Below are 24,360 nucleotides of genomic sequence, written 5' to 3'. Positions count from 1 at the left end.
CTATTCTTTCTCTTTCAGCCTCTCAATATTCTCGTTTGAGCCAATCACCATAAGCTTATCCACGGCCTTTATTTTATAATCCGCCTCCGGCATGGAATTTACCGTTTCAACACCGGATTCATCAACACTCTTTATGGCCGCGATATTTAATCCATATCTGGCCCGGACGCTTAATTGTTTAAGGCTTTTGCCGATAAATTCTTTCGGCGCTTTTATCTCTATAATACTGCACGCGGATGAAAGGTCTATGTGTTCGCTTACTTTGGGCGAAATAAGCGAATTAGCAATACGTATACCCATATCCCTTTCCGGAAACACTATCCTGTTGGCGCCTATCCTTTCCAAAACCTTGCCCTGCTCCTCTGTCACGGCCTTTGCGACAACTTCCTTGATCCCTATTTCCTTAAGAACCAGGGTAATAAGCACGGATGCCTCAATATTGCCACCGACGCTTACAACAGCGACGTCAACGGAATTAACGCCTATCGCTTTTAAAGCCTTCTCGTCCGTAGCGTCCGCGCATACCGCCTGCGTAACAATTTCAGAGAAATCCTGCACCTTATCGTCTTCAATATCAATAGCCAATACCTGATAACCTTTTTCACTCAACGTCTTTGCTACGCTGGCGCCAAACCTGTCCAATCCTATCACGGCAAACTGTCTCATATCCACACCCCATTCATTTATACGACCACCGCCCGGGAATGCCGTTCAGCTGCGGGCATTAACCAATTATAAGCCTTTCTTCCGGGTAACGATAATCAATTTTTTCGTTTTTCATCGCTATGGCAAGCGCTAATGTCAGCGGGCCAACCCTGCCTATTAGCATGGTAAATATAATTACGATCTTGCCTAAAAACGTCAGCTCGGGTGTAATACCCATAGACAAGCCTACGGTTCCAAAAGCGGATGTTGATTCAAATAACATACTCAAGAAATAATGGCTGCTATGCGAAGGCACTCTTTCGGTAGCGGAAAGTAAAAAAGTAGACAACAAAACAACGCCGATGGATAGAAAAAAAGTGACAAAAACACGCCTATACGTTTCTTTCGGTATTGTTTTTTTGAAAATAGTAATCCTATCTCTGTTCCGGAACATAGAATAAAACGACGCTAAGATAATACCGAAGTTTACTGTCTTGATACCCCCGCCGGTTGAGCCCGGGGACGCCCCGATAAACATAAGCATTATAATAGTAAACAACGTTACGGGCCTCAAAGAGTCCGTTCCAAGCACGTTAAATCCGGCCGTCCTGGCTGTTACAGAAGTAAAAATACACGAGATCAGCTTTTTGTCCAATGTCATGCCTCGTAAGGCATAACCATTTTCAAAACAATAAACCGCGAGCGTGCCCGCAATAATAAGAAATAAAGAAACCAGGACCACGATCTTGGTCTGGAGGCTTATGCGCGAAAAAATAAGCTTTCTGTCTTTTCTCCAAAATTTTAATTTTGGTATATCCGTAAACACAACAAAACCCAAACCGCCGGTAATAATTAAAAAAGAAAAAACGGACATGGTAAAGATGTCTCCGGAGAAAAGCTTTATACTGTGCGGAAACAATGAAAACCCCGCGTTGCAAAATGCGGATACCGAATGAAACGCCGCGCGCTTCAGGGTCGTAATAACGCCCCAGTCAAAAAGATACAACCATCTGGTATATAACAATAGGGCGCCGGCCGCTTCTACGGCAAAAGTGAACAAAATTATATATAATATGAGCCTGCGCAGGTCTTCTATCTGCGCGTAGCTTAAGGCGCTTCTTATTGTGATATTCTCCGACATGGAAAACTTTTTTCCCAGCAAAATGGCAAACATGGCTGAAAATGTCATTATGCCGAGCCCCCCTGCCTGCATTAAACACAAAATCACAAGTTTCCCGAATTGAGAAAAATAAGCGCCTATATCATACGGAACAAGGCCGGTCACGCACACAGCGCTTGTTGCCACAAAAAAACTGTCAATCAGGCTTACCCTGCATCCTGTTGCCGTAGAGATGGGCAGGCTCAACAAGGCCGCTCCCAAGACAATGGCAAAAAAAAAGCTTATTACTATAACCTGTGAAGGCTGCAATTTTATTTTGTTCATATAAGCAAATAAAAAACCTGTTATTTCTTATGTTTTGCTATATCAACCAATTTGCCAAAAGCGGCTTTATGTGATACAGCCAGTTCCGCCAAAGATTTTCTGTTTATAAGTACTTTCGCTTTTGCCAGGCCGGCTATAAATTCAGAATATTTTATCCCATTGAGCTTGCATGCCGCGTTTATCCTGACTACCCACAATGAACGGAAATCCCGCTTTTTGACCTTCCTGTCTCTATAAGAATAGGCCCTGGCTCTGGCTACGGTTTCTTTGGCCGTTCTATATAATTTACCCCGTCCAGCCCTATACCCTTTCGCGGCCTTTAAGACCTTCTTTCTGCGTTTCCTTGATGAAACACCATGCGTTACCCTTGCCATATACTATCTCCTTATTTTGATCAAAAACACCGCCTGCCAATAAATTTAATGGATCATTGACCTCAATTTCGCGGATTCTGTTTTCGTTAAAACAGTCTTATTTTTAAAATGGCGCTTTCTTTTTCTGTTCTTGCATGACAATAAGTGGCCCGAAAAGGGCTTTTTCACTTTCACCTTGCCTTTTTTGCTGATCTTTATGCGTTTTGCAGCAGACTTTCTTGTTTTTAATTTAGACATTGCCATTCTCCTCGGATTATCACGTAAACGTCTCCTGCAGGCCTGAAATCTTTTATGCGCCGCGCTGGAAGCGCGCCTGAACACCGGCGACAAGCGTGTTTCTATTTGGGCATCAGCACCATATTCATGAAGGCACCCTCTTTCCTGGGTGGTTTTTCTGCCTCCCCGCAGCCTGCCACGTCACTAATTATCCTCTGCATAAGAGCCCTGCCTGTTTCCTGATGCGCCGCTTCCCTACCCCTAAAGCGCAAACTTACCTTAACCTTATTGCCCTTTTGCAGGAAATCCTGCATGTGCTTGAGTTTGGTCTGGTAATCATGTTCTTCTATCGTTACCTTATACCTAACCTCTTTTATTTTAATTACGTGCTGGTGCTTTCTCGCCTCTTTTTCTTTCTTGCCCTGATCGTATTTAAATTTGCTGTAGTCCATTATCCTGCAAACAGGCGGCCTTGACATGGGCGCTACTTCAACAAGGTCAAGGTCTGTTTCGCGGGCTTTTGCCAAGGCGGCTTGCGGACTCATTACACCAAGTTGTTCGCCCTCTGCTCCGATTACTCGTATCTCACTTATCCTTATCTGTTCGTTTATTCTCAAACGATTTTGTATAACAATCCCCTCCCTTCAATAAACGCGTGGGTGTTACCCTGCGCGTTGTTTGGCGCAATATTATCGGCTATTGCGCCGGCCTAAATCCTGCTATTGGTTTCCTTCTTTATCTTTTCTATAAACTGTTCGAGCTTTACCGGGCCTTCGTCGCCATTTTGCCTGCTCCAGACGGCAACAGTTGATGCCATTTCTTCTTTCTGCCCGACAATCAACATGTATGGTAACTTATTTGCCCTCGCGTCACGTATCTTGTAACCTATAGTTTCGTTGCGACAATCTGTTTTCACCCTGAACCCCGCGGCGGATAAGTTGGCTTCTACTGTTTTCGCGTACTCATGCTGGTTATTAGTTATAGGGGCTATTCTTATCTGTTCGGGCGAAAGCCATAAGGGAAATGCCCCGGCATAATGTTCAATAAGAGCGCCTATAAAACGTTCCATAGAGCCCAATACCACCCTATGTATCATAACAGGCCTTTTTCTACTGCCATCATGCGCGCTATATTCAAGCTCAAAACGTTCAGGCAGGGCAAAATCGCATTGTATTGTAGCGCACTGCCAAGATCTGTTAAGAGCGTCTTTTAATTTTATGTCTATCTTGGGGCCGTAAAAAGCCCCGTCCGCTTTGTTGATGGTATAAGGCATGTTTTTTTCGTCAAGAGATTCCGACAGCGCGGAAGTAGCTTGCTGCCAATCAAGGTCTGTGCCTATGGATTTTTCCGGCCTTGTGCTCAATTCAACGGTAAAATCGGGAAAACCAAAAATCTTCAACGCGTAAACAACAAAATCCAATACACCCTTAATCTCGGCCTTCAATTGTTCCGGCAGGCAGAATATATGGGCATCGTCCTGCGTAAAGCCCCTTACGCGCAATAGGCCGTGCAATACGCCGCTTTTTTCATTGCGGTACACGGTCCCCAGTTCAAAAAATCTTAACGGTAAATCCCGATAACTTCTTGTTTTTGAGCCGTATACCAATATATGCCCCGGACAATTCATGGGCTTTACGGCATACTCATCTCCTTCTATGTCAAAAATGTACATATTATCTTTATAAAAACCATAATGTCCGGACCTTATCCATAAATCCGATTTATAAATATGGGGGCTTACAATAAGCTCATAACCCCTTATAAGGTGCTCTTTCTTCTCCCAATCCTCAATTATACTGCGCAAGATAGCGCCCTTGGGCTGGTAAATTATCAGCCCGGCTCCGGCAGTATTATCGGTAATATACAATTCAAGTTCCCGGCCTAATTTTCTGTGATCGCGCTTCTTTGCCTCTTCAAGCGTATTTAAATATTGGTCTAATTCCTTCTTGCTGTTAAAAGCCGTCCCATAGATTCGTTGAAGCATCGGGTTTTTTTCATCCCCTCTCCAATAGGCGCCCGCTATACTCAATAATTTGAAGGCTTTGACAGCTCCTGTTGACCTGGTATGAGGGCCTTTGCATAAATCAAAAAATCCACCATCTTCATAAATAGTTACTTCATCTCCGGGTATATCGTTTATTAGTTCCAGTTTATAGGGCTCATCTTTGAATAATTGCCTGGCTTGCGTTTTATCCATGCCAGAGGCAACAAACTTATGGTCCTGCATTATTATTTCTCCCATCTTTGCCTCTATAGCAGCAAAATCCTCGGGTAAAAACGGGGTTTTTTTATCAAAATCATAATAGAAACCATCGGCTATGGCCGGGCCTATAGCTATCTTTGTATCCGGCCATATCGCTTTTACTGCTTGCGCCATAATATGCGCGGCGCTATGCCTTAACACATCCAGGTCCATTTTGTACCTATACGGTGGTGCCGGGAGCCGGACTTGAACCGGCACGGGTATTACTACCCATTGGATTTTAAGTCCAAGGCGTCTGCCAATTCCGCCATCCCGGCATTTCACACCTTGCTTATGTTACTAGTATACAGAAAAAAATGTGCCCACTATGGGCAGGTATCTATTTATACGCAACAAAAGTCCGTTTTACACATTTTATATGTTAATAATATATCAAAAAACACTTTTCCTGTCAATAGCAACTACCTGTTAGTTGATGCTTCTATTATATATTTTGTGTAATAATTAGTGTAATCAATTTATGTTTTATAACTAAACATAATAATACTACCGGAAAATAAAAACAGCCAAAAGTCATTATAAGGCCTGTGGCCCCTGCTGACTTAAGGCTGTCCATAGCATTGCCTGCATATTAAATTTCACCCTGAATTAAGGGGTAACCGTGATAGAACTATTACGCTCCCCCGCGTAAAAAACAATAATCTCCGCAGGCCCATCACCTTCATTTTTACCATAATGCCACTTGTCCACAACCTCAACGATTGCATCACCTTCTTTCAGGCGCAACAGCTTATTATTCTCCGTTATAACAGCAAGCTCGCCCTTAAGCATTACGCCTGCATTAATAACAGGGTGTTTATGAAGCGGCAATTGTGCGCCCTGCGGAATGGTGATACGCAGAATAGTCACTTCCGGCACGCCCTTAGGATAAACGGGTAACTGGCTGCCATCCCAACTGGTTTGCGCTTTTGCCAGTTCCTCAGTGACAATATCGGTATTTGTTTCTACCGCCGAATAAGCGCACGGCAGGGGACAAAAAAACACACACGCTAAAAATAATATGCCTTTTACCGCTGCCTGGTATTTTTTCGTATAACAAATCTGTCTCATCAAGACCACATTTTTAAGGGTTTGGATGGTGGGCGGTACAAGATTTGAACTTGTGACCTTTTGCATGTCAAGCAAACGCGCTAACCAACTGCGCCAACCGCCCTTCGCTCAATCCGCTGTAATATTAACTATACCAGATTTGCCCTAAGCTGTAAAGCACGTTTTTATACCGCGTTTATGCTTAATATGAAATAAAATACGCCCTTGAACGAATTCAAAGGGTTTACTGGTTTGACATTATCCAAAAAATACGGTCTGATTTGACGCCTTGCAAAAAACAGGCCGCGCCTGTGAAATAACACGAATCCTCAAAAAAGTAAAACTGCGCGGCATATAATGCCCGTGTTAATTCGCCTAAAAAATTTCTATTATATAAAACCCGCTCTTACCTTTTTATAAACCTTGCCTTGACCTTTGACGCTTTGAAAAAAAACTTTGTAAACTCCTTTGCTTTTTTCGGGTCAAAGTTTTTACAGGAAAAAATATTTATATACGCTATCCGCCAATGTTCGCTAAAATGACCCGTAATGGAACTTGTTTCTATAAATTGCAGAAGGGAATAACCTTTAGTGTGCGGCTTTTTGGTACCAAAATACTCAAGCATGGTATTGCCGTATTTCTCCATTTTAATCAGCGGACAAAGCGTGTCCACATATTCGGTAAGTTTATCTTTTGACCTCATGACATCTAAATCGCAATCATAAAGATCAAGAATCAACTCATAACCAAATGTTTTCTCCATCTCTTACGCCTCCTATCGGTTAAGCTCATAGCCTCTAATCAAACCGCTATCTCCCAACCTGCCTGTGCAGCCAAAAAATTATTTCCATAATGCTTTTTAAACGCGTTCTCCGCTATTTCCCCGGAGCAATGGATAGGGCCGACTTTTTTGACACCCAACTCCCTGCATTTGCGGATAATTTCTTCAATCGTTTCGGCATCGGTATTTTTAAGATGAAATCCGCCCAAAGCAAGATATAAGGATTCGTCCGGGTAATATCTTTTTACCGTCCGGAGCATAGTATCTATTCCAGGATGCGCGCAACCCGTAATAATGGTTATGCCGTTTTTTGTCCTTAACAATACCGCTTGTTCAAACAGGCGCATCCTGCCATACGTACCGGGCATTCCACCTGTAATAAAAATATTCTTAAATATCTGCACGGGCCCGTCAAGCTCAATGAGCTTAACCTTAAAAGCTTCCGCCCTGGTCTTGAACTCATCGCTAAAACCTTGGCATATATACACCTTTACGCCTTTTCGGCCCCCTATAGCGTGCCATAACCCGCCCCAGTGGTCCCAATGATCGTGGGATATAATAAACGCTTCTATTTTTTTTGTGTCCACTTTCAGCAAGCGCATATTCTTGAGCAGGCATTCTCCGTTACCGCCTGTATCAAACAGCACTTTATCGTTTATTAAAATAGAAACACCCCAACCTGTACATAATTTTTTATTCAAAGCACCTTTATCAAATATTATCTTGATCTTCATTTCCGCCTTTTTCCCGCCGTCTCCTGAACAGACGCGATGCGGCAGTTATGCCTCTGATGCGGCTTAGGCGGTTTTAAAGTTGCCAACACTCAACCTCTGCCAGATATCGCGAAGAGAGCGTTTAACCGCGTTTTGAGCGGATTCCATTACCGTCTTTGCTTTAGACACAGCCTCAACGACCGATTTATCAAACGCAATCCTGCCCATAACAGGGATACCGTTTGTTTTACAGTATATTTCTATGCGCCGGGTCATATCAGGGTTTAAATCATATTTATTGATTATAAGACTTGAAAATACGTTAAAATGCCTGGCAACCTCTATAACCCTTGATGCGTCATGCAGGCCCGACAGGGTGGGTTCCGTCACTACTACGGCGCAATCTATGCCTGAAAGCGAAGCGATAACAGGACAACCTATGCCCGGGGCCCCGTCAACAATAACCCATTCGGCGCCTGTGTTTTCCGCAAGCCCTTTTGCTTGCTCCCTGACAAGCGCGACAAGTTTGCCTGAGTTTTCTTCAGCCACGCCTAACTTGGCATGCACCATGGGCCCAAAACGCGTCTCGGAAATAAACCATTCGCCCGCAAGATTTTCCTCCATGCTTATAGCATCTGCCGGGCAGACACGGGCACAGAAACCGCATCCTTCGCAAGATATAGGATCAATTATAAATTTATCGCTTATGGCGTTGAATCTGCATACCTTTTTACATTCCCCGCACTGCGTGCATGCCCTTTTTTTTATCCTGAAACTAAGTCCGCTTTTAAAATCATGGCGCTCTTTAATTTCCGGCCGCAAAAGCAGGTGAAGATCGGCGGCATCAACATCGCAATCGGCCATAACTTTATTCTTTGCCAGAGCCGCGAAGGCTCCCGTGATTACAGTCTTGCCCGTGCCGCCTTTGCCGCTTATAATAACAATCTGTTTCATCGCCGCTTTAACCTTATCTGTGCGCTATTTTTTGAAAAAGATCCTTGAATTTCGTTTTGTATTCCGGCAATACGTTTACCACCGCTTCTCCTCTGGAATAGGCCAGCGCTATTTCTTTATTAAACGGTATCTTCATCAATATCTCTATCTTCTCTTTTTCGCAATATCGTTCGGTTTCCTTGTCCCCGAGATCGGCCCTGTTTATTATCACCCCGAACGGAACGCGCAGTTTGTGTAAGAGCTCTACTGCCAGCGATAAATCGCTTAACCCAAAAGGCGTCGGTTCCGTAACCAGCAGGCAGAAATCACTGTCTTTGACCGCAGCGATAACAGGGCACGACACGCCCGGAGGGGCGTCAATTATTACGGTCTTTCGCGGATTGATATGCCCCTTTACCTGGCGTATGACCGGAGGCGCCATTGCTTCACCGATATTCAACCTGCCATGTATAAATTCAATGTCTTTTTTTGAACCAAACTCTACGACCCCGATTTCCTTTTTTCTCTCTCTTATCGCACCTTTTGGGCAAAAAAAACTGCACGCTTGGCAGCCGTGGCATAGATTCGTCAGGGTCAAAGCCACTCCCGCGTTATTGTTGGTTGGCGGCACTATAGCTATCGCGTTATAAACACAGACCTCGGCGCATTTACCGCAATAAACGCATTTTTTCGTGTCAATCTCGGGCACGGGGATACTTGATAAGATTGTTTTTTCTATCCGGGGTTTTAAAAAAATATGCGCGTTAGGTTCTTCAACGTCACAATCAAGAAATTGCACATTATCCAAGGATAGGGCAATATTAACTGCCACTGTTGTCTTGCCCGTTCCGCCTTTACCGCTGGCAACCGCAATAATCATGTCTCTACTCTCTGCCGTGGAACTGCAATTACACCTTCTTGGGTGCCGCCATGAAACCTGCTCACGGTAAAACTTTTTTTTAAAAAATATTTTTCCGCATCATCCAAACAGCACCCGTAAGAATCGTGCTTCTTGCCTTCATGGGCGTGGCACCTATTGATGATATCCATTCCCTTTTTATTAAAATCACATAATACCACTTTACCGCAAGGGCCCAAAATCCGGGTTATCTCACTTAAAACCGCTTTGGGATTGCGAAGATGGTGCAAAACATTAACAGAAAATATTGTGTCAAAATGTTTGTCCGGAAAACCGGTTTTTTGCGCGTCAGCAATAATCATCTTGACCTGTTTTTCCAATCCAAAATACCTAAGATTAAGTTTCGCTGTTATCTGGTCTTGGTCGGAGATATCTATAGTAGTAAAGCGGAAGCCTTGCGCGGCAAGCGCAAGCGTAAAATGTCCTTTACCTGTGCCGATCTCAAGTATTCTTCCGGTAAACGGCAGGGCCATCCTGTAAACAAAATCTCTTTCTTTTTCCAAGTCATAACCAAAACTCTTATAAAAATCCAGCCTTTTTAAGTAGTGCTTATGATTTTCAACAATATCCTGCTTCAAATCAGTATCATCCTCTGGACATTTTCGTGCCGCATTTTGGACATGATAATAAAGCGCACGGCAAGCCTGCCTGATGAGGTGTTTTCGTTTTGCATATGGGGCAAACGCAATATCCGCCAGGGCCCGCGCCGTAACGGCTCCCCCTGCCTGCGCCCTTTTGCCTTATCTGTTCCAAGCCCCGAGGCCCTGTCCCGTCTTTTGATGGCATGCTAACCGCCTTTCGGTAAACACCTTTTCTTGTTTCATCTTAAATGAAGCCGGCAAAATTGGTCTTTTTAAGGCATGCCGGATTTTGATCCGACACTTGGGCCGGATGCCGTTTGCAGGCCGCCTGTTTTGTATTCCCCAATAGCGTCTTTTATTGTCCCGGACGCGCCGACAAAAATACCAATACCTGCCGCCCCTAACGTCTGATAGGCGTTCGGTCCGACATTGCCCGTCACAACGGCTTTTACGCCTTTAGCCGCCACAAGCTGGGCTGATTTTATGCCGGCACCGCCGCTTGATTGCATATTTGAATTTTCAACACATTCAAATTCCAGTGTGTCCATATCAACAAACACAAAATACCGGCACCTGCCAAAACGCGGGTCTACCTTGGCGTCTAAATCCTTTCCTTGCGAGGTCACGCATATCTTCATAAATTCTCCTTAAAATGCTTAACGCTTGTTTTCGCCGGGGTGATCGCATATCTTTTTATCAAGACCATACCCCTTGCCGGCGCCGGGCCTGCAAAAACTATCTCCGGGCTCAAGGCTGCCTTTTTCAAGCTTTTCAATGACCGAGCTTATTGTGCCGCTTATCCCGGCAATGGTCTTTATTCCAAAGCCTTGGAAAAAGGATTCCGCCCTGGCGCCCATGCCGCCGGCAACTATGCAGTCTATTTCTTTTTGATGTAAAAACTGCGGTATAGCTCCAGGCTCATGCCCGGGATTTAAAACCTCTTGTCGTTTTGTCACTTTACCGTTTTCAATATCAACTATTGTAAAAACCGGACACCTGCCAAAATGAGCTGAAACAAAATCCCCGTCCGTAGATATCGCTACACGCATAACAACTCCCTTCCGGTAATGCGGTTATTAAAAACAGTGGGAATATTTTTCTAATCGCTTTCTTGCGAACGCATCTTTTCCAAAACCGCGATACGCTGATAGATCTCTTCAAGACGCCCCTTCAAAAATCCTGATTCGCGTTTAAGGGTATCCGCCTCATCCTGTGGCGCTATTTCAGCGCCGTACGGATATCCGTCATAATAACCTGCCGCGCAAAACCGTCTCCTCGGCCCAATCGCACGGTAAGCCATCCCAAAACCTCTACCCGCCCCATACGCTCTTCCATAAACAGCATTTGCGCAACCAGGCAGAGAATAGCCTGCGCAAAAACCCGCCGCCCTTCCTGTCATTGGACCTAATCCCATAGGCCCCGTCCCGTCTCCTGCCGGCATATTACACCTCCTTTTTTATAAAACCAAATACAGCCTTCGTCCTCCGCCACCGCTTTCTTACTATTGATAACCATTTTCATTATTACGCAAAAAAAATATGTCCTACTCCTTGGCACAAGCGGCGCAGAGGCCATAAAACTGGATCAGATGATTTGTAATTTTAAATTCATATTTTTTTGAAAGCCCTTTTTCCGTCCGGCTAAGCAGTTCTATTTCTTCATCAATAAAATCCGTGTAATCAATGATCCGCCTACAGCGGGTGCATATCAAGTGATGATGGTGCCGCAGGCCTTTCGGCCCTTCCGCTAACTCATAACGGGCTTTTTTATCGCCGAAATCAAATTTAAAAACAAGGCCCAAATGGACAAGGACATCCAGCGTTCTGTAAACTGTTGCCAACCCTATATTGGCATACCTTGAATACACCTTCATATATATGTCTTCGGCGCTAAGATGCTTGCCTGATTCAGACAAAACATCCAAAACAGCTTCTCTGCCCGCGGTTATCCTATAACCGCAGCCCCTGAATCTGCCGTGCCACCAAAGCGGGCCGCTGCAACCTCTCGTTTTCATAATATTTCCAAAAATTTATTAATAATAATGGTTATCATTAGCAATTATACATTATTGCCTTTATTTGTCAAGATTTTTTTTGCGCTTTGCGTTTTAAAATACGGGGCATGTCTGTAACTGCTTACCGCGGTCCATAGAACAAACACGGCAGATAATGCGGCAACCGCGCTAAAGCTGGCACCTCTATCCAATAAAAAACCAAACAACAAAGGCCCTACTGCTGTCGCTATAACTATAATCGTGGATAAAATCGCCCTGATACCGCCAATATGCCTTTGGCCGTATACTTCAGCGAGAAAAGCCGTATTAATGATATTACTCATACCTATAGCCACACCTGCCAGCGCTAAATACACAAGCGCCGCGAGCGGATGCCTAAAAAACGTTATAATCAATAAAGCAAAAGCGAATGGAAGAAGGAAAACAGGCAAAAGCGTTGTGGCAGAAAACTTGTCAACAAGCCGTCCGCTTATTACGCAAAACACGGCCCTGCATCCCGCGTAACCCATGAAACAGGTCGCGCCAACCACCCCATAGGCCACATCTTTTCAGCAGCAAGGGCCTGCTGATAAACAAACAGCCCTGTTATCACGCAGGGTAATATGCTGAAATTAGCCGCTATTAGTAAAAAGCCCCTGCTTTTTAAGAGCGCCCGGGCATCAAACCCGGCCTCCATCGGTCCGGTATCAGCGTTATCCGGAAAATATTGCAGATGCTTTTTGCCAAGCGTAAACCAAATAAACGGCATAAGACTGCCGCATATAAAAACGGAGCATATCAGCATTGATTGCCGCCAACCTGCCAGCAAAATGACCCCTGTTATGATAACAGGCAAAAGGCCTTCACCGAGCGCGTAACCAAGCACCGAAACGCTCAAAGCCTTGCCGCGTTTGTCGGTAAAAAATTTCGCCATTGACGTGCTTGAGATGTGGCTCAATAAACCTTGCCCTGCAAATCTAAGCCCCCAAAGCCCTATAAACAATAATATGATATTCCGAGATAAAGCGGTAACAAGACATGATGCGGCGAGCAGTCCGGATGATACCATGGCATAGGTGCGCAGATTATAATAATCTATAAATCGACCGGCACATGCCAAGGCTATCGCGCTTAATATTGTTGCCGCGCTATAAAGGGCTCCGAAAGACGCGTTTGTCAGATGAAAATCCAAAAGAATGGAATTTACATATAAAGAAAGAAAAAAAGTTTGTCCCGCACTTGAAAAAAGCGTTAATAAAAAACCAAACGATATAATACGCTTATTATCTAAGAATAGCCTTACATATGTCATAAAAGATCATAAAAATGGAGGCGGCAAGCGGATTCGAACCGCTGAATAGTGGTTTTGCAGACCACTGCCTTACCACTTGGCTATGCCGCCATAATTATACTTAAAATAGGCGTTAATATTCACACGGCCGCGTTGCGGCCGGGATTTCTCTTATACCACATTCCTTGGATTTTATCAAGCAGGATACCTGCTATTTTTTCCTTACTGGCATTCTGTAAAAAAACCTTCCTGCCGTCAGGCCCAAAAAGAACAAAGCTTGCCGGCTTATGCCCAAAAGGAACTCCGTCGGCCTCTATTTTATTGGCCACCATAAAATCAACATTTTTTAAGATTTGTTTTCTTTTCGCCCGGGTCAAAAGGTTTTGTGTCTCCATACAGAAACCGGCTAAAATCATCTTACTTTTGTGAGCGCCTGCCCATGCCAGAATATCGGGGTTACGGCGCAAGGAAATAGTCCTGGGCATATTAGTTTTTTTGATTTTTTGCCGCGCGCAAAATGCGGGGCGAAAATCAGCTACAGCCGCGGCCATAATAAGGCAATGCTTGCCTTTGATGTGGCGTTTCACCTCGGCAAACATCTCCCTGGCTGTAGTAATATAAACCGTTTTTACACCGTCGGGAGGTTTTAAGCATACAGGCCCGCTTATTAAAGTAAGCTTATGCCCGGCCCGCGCTCCTCTGGCGGCTATAGCATAGCCCATACAACCCGTTGAGCGATTGGTAATAAAACGGACAGGGTCTATTGCTTCACAAGTAGGGCCTGCTGTAACCAGTATTTTTAAGGGAATCATTTTAGAAGGGCCTGGGCCTTGCGGATTATATCTTGGGTATCGGCAATATGGCCGATACCGGTTGCCCCGCAGGCAAGGTGCCCTGTGACAGGGCCAATAAAGTGATATTTCAGTTTCTTTAAAGCGCTGATATTGGACTGCAATACCGGATTGGCATACATAGCCTGGTTCATCGCCGGCGCAAATAATACCGGCGCTTTTGTGGAAGCTATAACGCAGGTTAACAATTCATCGCAGATACCGTGTGCTGTCTTCGCTATAATATCAGCCGTTGCCGGTATCACAACCACCAGGTCCGCTCTTTCCGCAAGCGAAATATGCGCGAGCCCATAATCTTGCGCGGGCACAAACATGTCCTCAAATATCTTATTGCCCGACAGCGTTTGCAGGGTAAGCGGTGTAATAAAAAAACGCGCGCGCGCGCTCATGCAAACCACAACATCGTAATCCAATTTTCTCAAAGCAGTTATAGCATCGCAAACTTTATATGCCGCTATGCCAGCGCATACGCCTATCAAAATTGTGCGCCTACTTCTGTTGTGCCGCATCTTGCGCTTTACCTTTTTGTTTCTTGAATGAAAGCTTGCCCGCCGCGATTTCATCAAGGGCCGCGCCCATCGCGTTATCTACCGGATTTTGAACTGTCTGCGCCGCGGCCGCATTGATTTCTATCGCGCGCTTGGCAGCCATTACAACCAATTTATAAATACTGCCTGTTTTGGCGTATAATACTTCCAAACCGATATTTGGCACCACCTCGTATCCCTCCTATGAGATCTTACGGCGAGAGGCTGATATTATGTGCTTCAGTTCGTTAACCGCTGCGCCTATTTTGTTGTTAACAACGTAATAATCATATAAACCTACAGCCTCTAATTCTTTTTTGGCGATAAAAAGCCGCTGGCGTATCTGCTGATCCGTATCGGTCAGCCGGCCCAAAAGCCGGTTCCGCAAATCAGCCATAGACGGGGGCAGGATAAAAATCAATACGGCATCCTTGTGTGCGCGCCTTATCTGCGCGGCTCCGCGCACGTCTATATTCAATAGGATATCACGCCCGCTTTTAAGGTTCTTTTCAACAAATTGTTTCGGAGTGCCGTAATAATTACCGAAGACCTCGGCGTGCTCTAAAAATCCTTGCCGGGCCAACATCTTTTTAAACGCCCGCATACTGGTAAAAAAATAATCCTTTTTGTTTTTTTCTTTGCCGCGAGGCTGGCGTGTTGTAACAGACACTGACCGGGCAAGCCCCATACGCTGTCTAAGCAGCGCGTCGCATAATGTTGTTTTCCCGCATCCGGACGGCCCTGAAACCACAAACAACCTTCCCTTTTTGCGCATCACATCTTTTACCGACACGGGGAGGCGGTTTTCCTTATTCACTTAAACCTCTGGGCTATTGTACCGGGCTGGACGCTGGCCAATACCACGTGGTCGCTTTCCATAATGATAACCGACCGCGTCCGACGTCCGCTTGTTGCGTCAATTAATTTCCTGTTCTGCCTTGCTTCTTCTTTCAAGCGTTTTATCGGCGCGGCTTCGGGGGATACTATAGCCACTATTTTTTCTTTTACAACAGCGTTGTTAAAGCCTAAATTAATCAAAGTTAGAAAATTTTTCTTATTCAACATTCTGCACCTGTTCCCTGATTTTATCAATGTTGCTCTTGATCTTTATTACCTCTTTCGCTATAGGAAAATCATTGGCCTTGGCTCCGATCGTGTTGATTTCCCTATGCATTTCTTGCGCTATAAAATCCAGCCGCCTGCCGGCTTCTCCGTTATTAAGCAGGACTTTTCTAAAACCTATTATGTGGGCGGAGAGCCTGTGCGTTTCTTCCGTAATATCGCAATTTCTGGCAAATACCGCCGCATCTTCTTCAATCCGCTGCCTGTTTAAAGAACGCCTGCTGCCCGATATTTCTTTCACATTTTTTATTAATCTCTTTTTATAATCATCAATAACCTGAGGCATGCGGGACCTGATTTTATCAAGAGAGCTTTCTATATCCTTAACCATACCCCGGACAGCCTTTTTCAGTATTCTGCCTTCACGCGCTTTCGCCTTGCGCAAGTCCTCAACAGCAAGTATTGCCGCGCGTCGCACTACGGGCCAGAGGCCGTTTATTTGCTCTTCTTGCGGCTTATACTCCACAACGCCGGGCAGGCCTATAATCTGGCTGATCTCTATCGCGCCCTGGGCGCCCAAAAACCGCTTTAACGAAACAATTCTGTTATAATACTGCCTGGCCAATGTTTTGTTGATGTGTACTTCATCGGGATGCTTGGCGCGGGTCGTATAGGTTAAAAAAAGATTTAACCTGCCCCGGGCCACTCTTTTTTGAAGTATCTCGCGCACCCTGTCTTCAAACACGGAAAGATTGGGCGGCATTTTGCTTGTGACTTCAAGAAATTTATAATTTACGCTTTTAATCTCTATCTTGACCGAACCGGGAGAGCCAAAGGCTTCGCCTCTGCCAAAACCTGTCATGCTAAGTAACATGTACCTTGCCTTTATTTTGAATTGCCTGTGAATGCGGGATACGCGATTAGGCCCAAACCCGTTCGCATTTTACTAATTCTGCCTGCCGCGTGGGATACAGGTCTACGATAATTTCTGAAGGGCTAAACCATAACTTGATTTCCCGCTCCGCGTCAGTCTGATTCGCGGAAGCGTGGATAACATTCTCATAAACACCCTTGGTGGTAATGCGGCCGTATTGACCGCGAATGGTGACAGAATCAGCCTCTTCGGGGTTGGTGGCGCCGGCTATCTTGCGGATCTTTTCAATGGCCCCCTCACCGTAATACACCATAGCCATCACCTTGCGCTTGCCGTGGAATTCGCCTTGTAGATATTTAATCAGCTCGGGGAAAAAAGGTTTCTCCGACAACGCATTGTAGTGGGCCTTAGCCAGATCCATGCTGACATTAGTCATGCGAGCGGCAACGATATCAAGCTTTGTCTCGGAAAGGCGCGTAAGGATGTTACCTGTGAGAGATTTTTTCAGGCCATCCGGTTTAATTAAAACCAGTGTAGCTTCAACCATGCGATATCCTATCTTGTATTGTTATATTATAGTTACGTCGGTTAAATTGTCAATGAGTATTTTTACCAAAGTTGCGGCTGCCAAAATAAAACCAAAAGGTTCTCTTGAGTAAAATAAAAGACATCTCATAAAAAATACTGTAAGCGGCATGTAAACACGGCAAACCGGGCCAACCAATTTAGCCGTTTGGCGGCGGTCATTGTATGCTATATTCCGTCGGACGCGCGCAGGCACATTACCCTGATAAAGACCGCGTCTAAAAATCAGCCTTAAAAAGAATTGATTTTTAATTGCATGACGCCGAGAATACGGTCCAGGTCATCCAGCGAATAGTAATCTATAACAATCTTACCGCGCTTTTTTCTGTGTTGTATCATAACCTTTGTGCCTAAAATTTTTTCAAGCGCGTCCTGTATGGCCTGTGTGTGCGGATCTCCGGTGCCGTGATAGGGCTGTTGTTTGCGCAAAGCGGCATGAGGTCTGGCTAAAAATTCAACTTCGCGGACAGACAACCCTTTCTGGATAATCTTTTCGCATATCCTTGCCTGTTTATTTTTATCGGCTATCGCAAGCAGTGCCCGCGCGTGCCCCATTTGTATCATATCTTCAGCAAGCAGGCGTTGAACGGTTTCGGGCAAATGGAGCAAGCGTAGTGTATTGGCTATAGACGCCCTGTCCCTCCCGACAGCTTGAGCAATCTGTTCCTGGGTGAAATTAAATTCGCTGCTTAATTTTTGATAAGCAAGAGCTTCTTCAATAGGGTTCAGATCTTCCCTTTGTAGATTCTCTATCAAAGCCATTTCCATCGCGTTGAGATCGTCAACATCTTTGATAATAGCCGGTATTGTTGTCATACCCAACTCTTTTGCCGCTCTTAAGCGTCTCTCGCCTGCTATTAATTCATAACCCGTAACAGCCCGCCTGACCAAAAGAGGCTGGACAACCCCTTTTTCCTTGATAGACAAGACAAGCTCGTTAAGCTTATCTTGCTTAAAAACCGACCGCGGCTGGTATTTACCGGGCACGATATCAGTTATGTTCAACATATGAACATTAGTGTTATTATCTGTTGCCAATAAGCCAAGATTATTATTGTCCGTGGTCTTCTCCGGCATAAGGGCATCAAAGCCCCTGCCTAAGGCCTTTCGCTTATCCATTACCGCCTCCGTCACTCTCTGCCTTATCGGGTACTGCCTCTACCGGCATATCTGCTGTCGTATTAACCCCTTGGCAAGTATCCTGGTTTTGACTATCCATACCCACACTCTCTGTTGTTGATTTAATGTGGATTGATTCATTTATTTCTTGCATCTTATTATTATTAAAGTTGTTACGATTTAGAAATTCTGTGGCTAACTGTTGATAAGCCATAGCGCCATTAGAATTCTTATCATAGACAATAGCCGGTTTGCCGTGTCCGGGCGCTTCGCTTAAGCGTATTGAACGAGGTATCACCGTATCGTAAATTTTATTTTTAAAAAAGTTTTTGGCTTCAGCAACTACTTCATTTGTCAGATTAGTTCTATAATCTGCCATAGTCAATACAACCCCTTCAATATCAAGAGTGGGGTTCAAATGATCCTGCACAAGTTTTACGGTTTGCAATAATTGGCTAAGGCCTTCCATGGCATAAAACTCGCATTGTAATGGAATAAGTATAGTGTTTGCTGCTGTAAGCGCGTTTATAGTCAGTAAACCAAGGCTTGGAGGACAATCAATAAAAATAAAGTCATAATTGTGGCTAATAGAAGCTAAGCTGTTTTTTAATCTATGTTCACGGTTAAACGCATTAACCAGCTCAAGCTGTGCGCCTGTAAGATGTGTATCAGATGGGGCAATAAACAAATTAGCAAACCCGGAATCCAGTATAACATCGCACAGTTGTTGCGATTCAATAAGCACATGATAAACATTATATTTAATATTTTTTTTATCAATACCAAGGCCGCTTGTGGCATTTGCTTGAGGGTCAAGATCTATAAGCAAGATTTTAGCTCCAGAAGCACCTAATGAGGCTGTTAAATTAACGGACGTGGTGGTTTTACCAACGCCGCCTTTTTGATTACATACAGCTATTATTTTGCCCACATAAACTCCTGATGTTCCACGTGGAACACGTACTGCCTATTTAATAATATCGTTTTATAAGCTAATTATATAATAATTTTCAAGATAGTCAATAAAAATTATTCCAATTAACACTTATCGCTCGCAAAGGCTGGCAGTTTTAAAATCACTTCCTGCAAAAAAAGCATAAACATTGTGTTTGTAAACCAGTACAGAACAAGCCCTGATGGCATATTATAAAATATCAACCCAAACATTATCGGCATTATAACTGCCATAATGCGCTGTTGCTCAGATAATTGTTTGCTCCCGCCGCAAGATAATTTCTGCTGAAACACCATCGCAAGAGCCATTAAAATAGGCAATATATTTACAGACGTTCCAATCACTGGTAGCGAGCGCACAGCAGTGGGTAACTGAAAAGCTGCATCCGGCTCCGCTAAATCTTTAATCCATAAAAATCCAGCTCCTTTGAGTTCAACACTCCTTAAAAGTACCTGGTATAATGAGAAAAATATGGGGATTTGTAAAAGCATCGGCAGGCATCCGCCAAGAGGATTAATTTTGTGCCTTTTATATAATTCCATGATTTCCTTGTTCATCTTTTGCGGATTATCACTAAATTGCTTGCGTATTGCTTCTGTTTCTGGTTGGATTTTTTGCATTTCCTTCATTGATTGCAAGCTTTTACGCGAAAGCGGAAACATGATTATGCTAATAAGTAAAGATAATAAAATAATAGCAATACCATAATTATGCGTTATATGATATAAAATTTTCAATCCATCAAAAAGAATTTTGCCTATCACATTAAAAAATCCATAATGAATAATAGAATGGGCCGAGGGGTCAAACAATAGCATTTTCTGGATATCATTGGGTCCGGCATACACAAGAAACCGATGTTCAATAGTGCTGTCTGGCATAAGCGCGATCGGCTCTGATACCACAGAGGTGAATAAATCGTTTTTTGTTTTGCTTTGCACGCTCACAGATTGAGCAGGTTGTTTTGGTTTCATAATGAAAGAAAAATACCGTCCGCGCGTTGTCACCCATGCAGGACTACCAAAAAACGACTCTTTGCCCTTGAGCGTTTTGCCTGATATGCCGCGCCTTATGATCTGATTATCAAAGCATATATCCGCGCCTATATATCGGCTATCCATAGAACCCTTGCCTGCCGCCAATATTCCATTATAAAGCTGATATTGAAAAGTACTTGCGTGTTTTGCGTGATTAGCAAACCTTAAAACCATTTCCATTTGATTGCTATCTTGCGATAAAATAATGGTTTTTGTAATATCAACACCGCTGAAACGACTTTTAAACACCGCGCTTATTGCACTTGCTTCAACGAGATCCCAGCGCGCAACAGCGCTATCAGGCAAAAAAGTAATACTGAAAAGGCTCGGCGCTTTTAAGTTATGTTCTATAAGCGGCTGTGCGGAGCCGCTTTTATCAAAATAATCCAATAAATCCACGGCGATAGCCCTGGCGCCGTCAGTAGTCAGCTCAACGCGCAAATTATTATTAACCAATGTTTTTGTTTCATAGACTTGCTTGATCTCGCTTGCCGTCACATCTCCACCTAAAGAGCTGGGCACATCTGGTACACACTCTGCTGATACAACCGGGCCCTTGTGAGGCTGGCCATAACCGGTATATTGTTTGGCATAGAATTGATACGCGATAATAATCAACATTGAAATGGAAACCGCTAAAAGTAAACGTTTTTCACTATTCATTATAAATCCTTTATTTAATGGGTGTTAAGTGATTTTCCTAAGCGCTTACGGCAAATCAACGCCGCCCTTTGTAAAGGGATTGCACCGCAGGATGCGCCATAATCCAAAGCAAATACCTGTTAAAAAACCGTGTTTTTTTAAAGCCATTATTGTATAATCGGAACAGCTTGGAAAAAATTTGCAATGCGGGTGCCTTCTTTGCGTAATAAATACCGCCTGGTAAAAAAGTATGATAGACTGCGCGCAAAAACACAAAAACTTATTCATTGCGGCCACCGATTAGACAGGAGCAAAAGGTCTTCTCTTAGTGTTTTGGAATCCCAAACACCGTCGGGTTTCGGGCGCGCTACAACTACCACATCCAGAGGCCCGCGCGGACTTAATGCCTGTATGCGTCGGCTTGCCTCGTGGCGCAAAATCCGCTTGACCCTGTTACGTGCAACAGCTGACAGGCTAACGCGCCTGCCAACAACAACCCCTATCCGTGTGTAATGGAGATTATTTACAACGATATACACCTTGAGCGAGCGGCCGAAATACTTAACCCCTGTTGCGTAAACGCGCTTATAGTCACCGGGCCTGGTAATTCGCTTGACCGCGCTAAAATTAACGGCGCGGCGCACGGCAGACGGGCGCTGTTTCATGCTGTCAGGATTTTTCTTCCCTTGCGCCTGCGGCTTTTCAGCACTTTTCTACCGCTGGCCGTACTCATACGTTTTTTAAACCCGTGCTTGCGCTTGCGCTTTAGATTTGATTTCAGCGTAAGATGTTTTTTCATAATGCAACAAGTATAACACAACTCACACCCAAGTCAAGGTAAAAACTTTTTGCTTGCAAACAAGCGCCGTTCTGTTATAATGAATCCGTATTTTTTGTCCAGCTATCAACAACCATTACAATTAAGGGAGTTTTTGAGCCCTGCTTAGCAATAGAGATAGGATTTTTAAAATATGTCCCAACTTCTTAATAACTCGTGGGATGATATCTTGCGTTGCCTGCGTAACCAAGTAAGCCCGCAGAGTTACGAAACATGGTTCGCCCCGACAAAACAGGTGTCATCCGGAACCGATTTTGTCGTCGTGGAAGTGCCGAACGCGTTTTTCAAAGATTGGCTGGTGGAGCATTATTCCGACCACATAAGCAATGCTCTTAAAGTTCTTGATAAAACACACATTAACATCACTTACCAAACCCAGCCCGCGCAAGACAGCATTAAACAACCCGCGGCAACCGATCAGGACAAGCGTGGAGGATTCCGTTTATTCCCAAACCCTTTTGAGCGCAACGCGGCGCAAAGAGAATCTTGTTTCAACCCGCGTTACACGTTTGGTAGTTTTGTAATCGGAGGCTGTAATAAGTTTGCGCACGCGGCCGCGTTCGCGGTTGCCGAATCGCCCGCTAAATCTTATAATCCCTTATTTATATATGGGGGCGTTGGCCTCGGCAAAACACATTTAATGCAGGCCATAGGCCAGCATACTTTATTAAAATACCCAAAACTAAAAATCACCTATATGTCCTGTGAAAAATTTACCAACCAACTCATCAGCGCCATACAGAACAGGAGTACTCAAAAATTTAAAGACCAATATCGGCATCTTGACATACTAATGGTGGACGATATACAATTTCTTTCAGGGAAAGAATCAACCCAAGAAGAGTTTTTTCACACATTTAACGCGCTTTACGATTCCCATAAGCAGATTATTATATCAAGTGACCGGCCCCCAAAAGAAATACCTTCATTAGAAAACAGGCTTGTATCCCGTTTTGAGTGGGGCCTGGTTACAGACATCCAACCCCCTGACATAGAAACCAGGGTGGCGATATTAAGAAAAAAATTAGAGCGCTCCAGCGCGCGCGTCCAAGATGATGTATTGTTATATATAGCTGAAAACATAAAAAGCAATATACGCGAATTAGAGGGGGCCTTGATTCGTGTGATAGCTTACGCGTCTTTATTGGGCCGCGAAATATCAATCAGCTCTGTAAAGGAGGTTTTACAGGAGTCGGAAAATAAAAAAATTTCAGAAATTTCTATTGATAAAATACAACGGGTTGTGGCAGAATATTTTGTTGTTGGCGCCAACTCAATGCGCGCAAAAAAAAGGACAAAACAATTAGCGTTTCCAAGGCAGGTTGCAATGTATTTGGCTAGGGAACTTACAAAAACACCATTAACCGAAATAGGTGGTTTTTTTGGTGGTAGAGACCATACAACAATATTACATGCCTGCAATAAGGTTGGAAAAGAGATGGAAAACAACCCACAATTTAAACAGATTATAGAAAACCTTATAAATCAAATTAAATCGGGTAGTTAAAAAGATACTAACTTATCAACACATATTACTATAAATACTATTTTATTTAATTAAATATTAAAAGCTGTAATAGGACTTGTGGATATGAGGATAACTATTTCAAAACAATCATTATTAGAATCATTACAAGCTGTTATGGGCGCGGTTACCACAAAAAACACATTACCTATTCTATCTAATATTTTATTTGAAGCGGGTAATAATAATATTAACATAACCGCAACAGACTTGGATATTGGTATTACACATACACAAGAAGCTAATATCACTGAACAAGGCTCAACAACCATACCGGCCAAAAGGTTTCAGGATATTATAAAAGAATTTCCTAATGAGGAAATTCAAATAGCAACCAAAAAAAATAACACAATATTAATTACCGCAAAACACGCTACATATAAAATTCTAACAACACCAAAAGAAGAGTTTCCTAATATACCAACAAAACAAAACGCGCAAACCCTTATAATAGATCAAAAAACATTCAAACAAATGCTGGTATACACGGTTTTCGCGATGAGTAAGGAGGAGACGAGATATGTTCTTAATGGTGTTTGTATTGAAATAGCCCCTGGAGCGATACAGGCAATCGCAACAGACGGCAGGCGGCTGGCTATTATCAAAAAACCCCATAAATCCGAAATTAAAGAAACCGCAACAATTATTATCCCATCTAAAACCATCCAAGAGGTGTTTAAGACCTTAAAAGATGATGGCGGTGTGGAGATACGCCTGACACCCAACCAGGTGGTGTTTCAGATTAACAACACTAATATTATATCAAGATTAATTGAAGGGGAATACCCTAACTATAAACAGGCGATACCGAAAAAATCAGATAATACCCTTGTCGCCGACAAGTCATTGTTGATACCCGCCATCAAGCGAGCCAGCCTATTAACAACGGCGGAATCACAGGCGATAAAATTACATTTAGCAAAAAACAGGCTTATTATCAGTAAAACAACACCAGAGGTTGGCGAGGCTGTTGAAGATATTGAGGTGGTTTATTCGGGGTCTGAAATGCAAATAGGTTTTAATCCCGCGTATTTATTGGATGTATTAAAAAACATTGAAGAGGAAAGGGTTGAGATTGAATTCACGGGCCCTGAAAAACCCGCCGTGTTACGAATAAGAGATGAGTATGTGTATATTGTTTTGCCTATGCAAATAGTGTAACC

The 24,360-nt window shown here is 43.7% G+C and carries 33 protein-coding genes, 3 tRNA genes and 1 pseudogene; 3 read left to right on the top strand and 34 right to left on the bottom strand.

The window, feature by feature from the left end:
* The 14 genes from PHV77_05675 to PHV77_05610 all read right to left on the bottom strand — a co-directional run bounded on the left by PHV77_05675 (nt 1) and on the right by PHV77_05610 (nt 9,895).
* Nucleotides 1-666, bottom strand: a complete 666-nt coding sequence (locus PHV77_05675; GenBank protein ID MDD5504779.1) for a TrkA family potassium uptake protein — start codon at nt 664-666, stop codon at nt 1-3.
* A 58-nt stretch (nt 667-724) separates the two neighbouring features.
* Nucleotides 725-2,089 (bottom strand): potassium transporter TrkG, encoded by a 1,365-nt coding sequence (locus PHV77_05670; GenBank protein ID MDD5504778.1) that lies wholly within the window; start codon nt 2,087-2,089, stop codon nt 725-727.
* Nucleotides 2,090-2,109: 20 nt separating this feature from the next.
* On the bottom strand, nt 2,110-2,463 hold the full coding sequence (rplT, locus tag PHV77_05665; GenBank protein MDD5504777.1) for a 50S ribosomal protein L20: 354 nt from the start codon (nt 2,461-2,463) through the stop codon (nt 2,110-2,112).
* A 45-nt stretch (nt 2,464-2,508) separates the two neighbouring features.
* Nucleotides 2,509-2,700, bottom strand: a complete 192-nt coding sequence (gene rpmI, locus PHV77_05660; GenBank protein ID MDD5504776.1) for a 50S ribosomal protein L35 — start codon at nt 2,698-2,700, stop codon at nt 2,509-2,511.
* 101 nt (nt 2,701-2,801) lie between these two features.
* A complete protein-coding gene (gene infC, locus PHV77_05655) occupies nt 2,802-3,296 on the bottom strand; it encodes a translation initiation factor IF-3 (protein MDD5504775.1) in 495 nt (164 codons plus the stop codon).
* Between the two features lie 92 nt (nt 3,297-3,388).
* Nucleotides 3,389-5,095, bottom strand: a complete 1,707-nt coding sequence (thrS, locus tag PHV77_05650) for a threonine--tRNA ligase (protein ID MDD5504774.1) — start codon at nt 5,093-5,095, stop codon at nt 3,389-3,391.
* A 15-nt stretch (nt 5,096-5,110) separates the two neighbouring features.
* A tRNA-Leu gene (locus tag PHV77_05645) sits at nt 5,111-5,199 on the bottom strand.
* 331 nt (nt 5,200-5,530) lie between these two features.
* Complete coding sequence (locus tag PHV77_05640; protein MDD5504773.1) at nt 5,531-5,992, bottom strand: cupin domain-containing protein; 462 nt, start codon at nt 5,990-5,992, stop codon at nt 5,531-5,533.
* Nucleotides 5,993-6,018: 26 nt separating this feature from the next.
* Nucleotides 6,019-6,095 (bottom strand) — tRNA-Val (locus PHV77_05635).
* Between the two features lie 282 nt (nt 6,096-6,377).
* The gene (locus PHV77_05630) at nt 6,378-6,734 is read right to left on the bottom strand and encodes an S-adenosylmethionine decarboxylase (protein MDD5504772.1); all 357 of its coding nucleotides are present in this window, start codon (nt 6,732-6,734) and stop codon (nt 6,378-6,380) included.
* A 38-nt stretch (nt 6,735-6,772) separates the two neighbouring features.
* On the bottom strand, nt 6,773-7,486 hold the full coding sequence (locus tag PHV77_05625; GenBank protein MDD5504771.1) for an MBL fold metallo-hydrolase: 714 nt from the start codon (nt 7,484-7,486) through the stop codon (nt 6,773-6,775).
* Nucleotides 7,487-7,549: 63 nt separating this feature from the next.
* Nucleotides 7,550-8,419 carry an ATP-binding protein gene (locus PHV77_05620; GenBank protein MDD5504770.1) on the bottom strand — a complete coding sequence of 290 codons (870 nt, stop codon included), beginning with the start codon at nt 8,417-8,419 and terminating at the stop codon, nt 7,550-7,552.
* Between the two features lie 13 nt (nt 8,420-8,432).
* Nucleotides 8,433-9,278: an ATP-binding protein gene (locus PHV77_05615; protein MDD5504769.1), complete on the bottom strand. Its 846-nt coding sequence runs from the start codon at nt 9,276-9,278 to the stop codon at nt 8,433-8,435.
* Entirely contained in the window at nt 9,275-9,895 is a 621-nt protein-coding gene (locus tag PHV77_05610) for a class I SAM-dependent methyltransferase (GenBank protein MDD5504768.1), read from the bottom strand. The genes PHV77_05615 and PHV77_05610 overlap by 4 nt, the downstream gene beginning before the upstream one ends.
* A gap of 42 nt (nt 9,896-9,937) precedes the next feature.
* On the opposite strand from PHV77_05610, the gene PHV77_05605 reads away from it, so the two are divergent.
* Nucleotides 9,938-10,108, top strand: coding sequence for a hypothetical protein (locus PHV77_05605; GenBank protein ID MDD5504767.1), 171 nt, complete (start codon nt 9,938-9,940; stop codon nt 10,106-10,108).
* Nucleotides 10,109-10,170: 62 nt separating this feature from the next.
* Here the strand turns inward: PHV77_05605 and PHV77_05600 are convergent, their stop codons facing one another.
* The 20 genes and pseudogenes from PHV77_05600 to rpmH form a co-directional block, all read right to left on the bottom strand.
* Nucleotides 10,171-10,536, bottom strand: coding sequence for a NifB/NifX family molybdenum-iron cluster-binding protein (locus PHV77_05600; protein ID MDD5504766.1), 366 nt, complete (start codon nt 10,534-10,536; stop codon nt 10,171-10,173).
* An 18-nt stretch (nt 10,537-10,554) separates the two neighbouring features.
* Nucleotides 10,555-10,947 carry a NifB/NifX family molybdenum-iron cluster-binding protein gene (locus PHV77_05595; GenBank protein ID MDD5504765.1) on the bottom strand — a complete coding sequence of 131 codons (393 nt, stop codon included), beginning with the start codon at nt 10,945-10,947 and terminating at the stop codon, nt 10,555-10,557.
* A gap of 50 nt (nt 10,948-10,997) precedes the next feature.
* Nucleotides 10,998-11,339 carry a DUF5320 domain-containing protein gene (locus tag PHV77_05590; protein ID MDD5504764.1) on the bottom strand — a complete coding sequence of 114 codons (342 nt, stop codon included), beginning with the start codon at nt 11,337-11,339 and terminating at the stop codon, nt 10,998-11,000.
* 102 nt (nt 11,340-11,441) lie between these two features.
* On the bottom strand, nt 11,442-11,912 hold the full coding sequence (locus tag PHV77_05585) for a Fur family transcriptional regulator (GenBank protein ID MDD5504763.1): 471 nt from the start codon (nt 11,910-11,912) through the stop codon (nt 11,442-11,444).
* 44 nt (nt 11,913-11,956) lie between these two features.
* A complete protein-coding gene (locus tag PHV77_05580; protein MDD5504762.1) occupies nt 11,957-12,397 on the bottom strand; it encodes an MFS transporter in 441 nt (146 codons plus the stop codon).
* A complete protein-coding gene (locus PHV77_05575; GenBank protein ID MDD5504761.1) occupies nt 12,385-13,203 on the bottom strand; it encodes an MFS transporter in 819 nt (272 codons plus the stop codon). Before PHV77_05575 ends, PHV77_05580 begins: the two co-directional genes overlap by 13 nt.
* A gap of 15 nt (nt 13,204-13,218) precedes the next feature.
* A tRNA-Cys gene (locus PHV77_05570) sits at nt 13,219-13,293 on the bottom strand.
* Nucleotides 13,294-13,322: 29 nt separating this feature from the next.
* Nucleotides 13,323-13,994: a phosphopantothenoylcysteine decarboxylase gene (locus PHV77_05565; GenBank protein MDD5504760.1), complete on the bottom strand. Its 672-nt coding sequence runs from the start codon at nt 13,992-13,994 to the stop codon at nt 13,323-13,325.
* A complete protein-coding gene (locus PHV77_05560) occupies nt 13,991-14,512 on the bottom strand; it encodes a flavoprotein (GenBank protein MDD5504759.1) in 522 nt (173 codons plus the stop codon). Before PHV77_05560 ends, PHV77_05565 begins: the two co-directional genes overlap by 4 nt.
* Nucleotides 14,513-14,522: 10 nt before the next feature.
* Entirely contained in the window at nt 14,523-14,750 is a 228-nt protein-coding gene (gene rpoZ, locus PHV77_05555; protein MDD5504758.1) for a DNA-directed RNA polymerase subunit omega, read from the bottom strand.
* 12 nt (nt 14,751-14,762) lie between these two features.
* Nucleotides 14,763-15,377, bottom strand: a complete 615-nt coding sequence (gene gmk, locus PHV77_05550; protein ID MDD5504757.1) for a guanylate kinase — start codon at nt 15,375-15,377, stop codon at nt 14,763-14,765.
* Nucleotides 15,374-15,625, bottom strand: a complete 252-nt coding sequence (locus PHV77_05545; protein ID MDD5504756.1) for a DUF370 domain-containing protein — start codon at nt 15,623-15,625, stop codon at nt 15,374-15,376. The genes gmk and PHV77_05545 overlap by 4 nt, the downstream gene beginning before the upstream one ends.
* Complete coding sequence (locus PHV77_05540) at nt 15,615-16,496, bottom strand: YicC family protein (protein ID MDD5504755.1); 882 nt, start codon at nt 16,494-16,496, stop codon at nt 15,615-15,617. The genes PHV77_05545 and PHV77_05540 overlap by 11 nt, the downstream gene beginning before the upstream one ends.
* A 46-nt stretch (nt 16,497-16,542) precedes the next feature.
* Nucleotides 16,543-17,043: a nucleoside-diphosphate kinase gene (locus PHV77_05535; protein ID MDD5504754.1), complete on the bottom strand. Its 501-nt coding sequence runs from the start codon at nt 17,041-17,043 to the stop codon at nt 16,543-16,545.
* A gap of 269 nt (nt 17,044-17,312) precedes the next feature.
* The gene (locus PHV77_05530; GenBank protein ID MDD5504753.1) at nt 17,313-18,200 is read right to left on the bottom strand and encodes a ParB/RepB/Spo0J family partition protein; all 888 of its coding nucleotides are present in this window, start codon (nt 18,198-18,200) and stop codon (nt 17,313-17,315) included.
* Between the two features lie 181 nt (nt 18,201-18,381).
* A pseudogene (locus PHV77_05525) lies at nt 18,382-19,131 on the bottom strand (AAA family ATPase).
* 107 nt (nt 19,132-19,238) lie between these two features.
* On the bottom strand, nt 19,239-20,855 hold the full coding sequence (yidC, locus tag PHV77_05520; protein MDD5504752.1) for a membrane protein insertase YidC: 1,617 nt from the start codon (nt 20,853-20,855) through the stop codon (nt 19,239-19,241).
* Nucleotides 20,856-20,900: 45 nt separating this feature from the next.
* A complete protein-coding gene (gene yidD, locus PHV77_05515; protein MDD5504751.1) occupies nt 20,901-21,122 on the bottom strand; it encodes a membrane protein insertion efficiency factor YidD in 222 nt (73 codons plus the stop codon).
* Nucleotides 21,119-21,499, bottom strand: coding sequence for a ribonuclease P protein component (rnpA, locus tag PHV77_05510; GenBank protein MDD5504750.1), 381 nt, complete (start codon nt 21,497-21,499; stop codon nt 21,119-21,121). Before rnpA ends, yidD begins: the two co-directional genes overlap by 4 nt.
* The gene (rpmH, locus tag PHV77_05505) at nt 21,496-21,633 is read right to left on the bottom strand and encodes a 50S ribosomal protein L34 (GenBank protein MDD5504749.1); all 138 of its coding nucleotides are present in this window, start codon (nt 21,631-21,633) and stop codon (nt 21,496-21,498) included. Before rpmH ends, rnpA begins: the two co-directional genes overlap by 4 nt.
* A 172-nt stretch (nt 21,634-21,805) precedes the next feature.
* Here rpmH and dnaA point away from each other — a divergent pair, with 172 nt between their 5' ends.
* Both dnaA and dnaN read left to right on the top strand, forming a co-directional pair.
* A complete protein-coding gene (gene dnaA / locus PHV77_05500) occupies nt 21,806-23,179 on the top strand; it encodes a chromosomal replication initiator protein DnaA (GenBank protein MDD5504748.1) in 1,374 nt (457 codons plus the stop codon).
* 84 nt (nt 23,180-23,263) lie between these two features.
* Entirely contained in the window at nt 23,264-24,358 is a 1,095-nt protein-coding gene (dnaN, locus tag PHV77_05495; protein MDD5504747.1) for a DNA polymerase III subunit beta, read from the top strand.
* Nucleotides 24,359-24,360 lie beyond the last annotated feature (2 nt).

The sequence above is a fragment of the Candidatus Omnitrophota bacterium genome (assembly GCA_028716165.1).
Classification (GTDB): Bacteria; Omnitrophota; Gorgyraeia; order JABMRG01; family JABMRG01; genus JAQUQI01.
The sequence above is the reverse complement of the archived record's forward strand: the minus strand, read 5'-3'. Positions and strand labels throughout refer to the sequence as shown.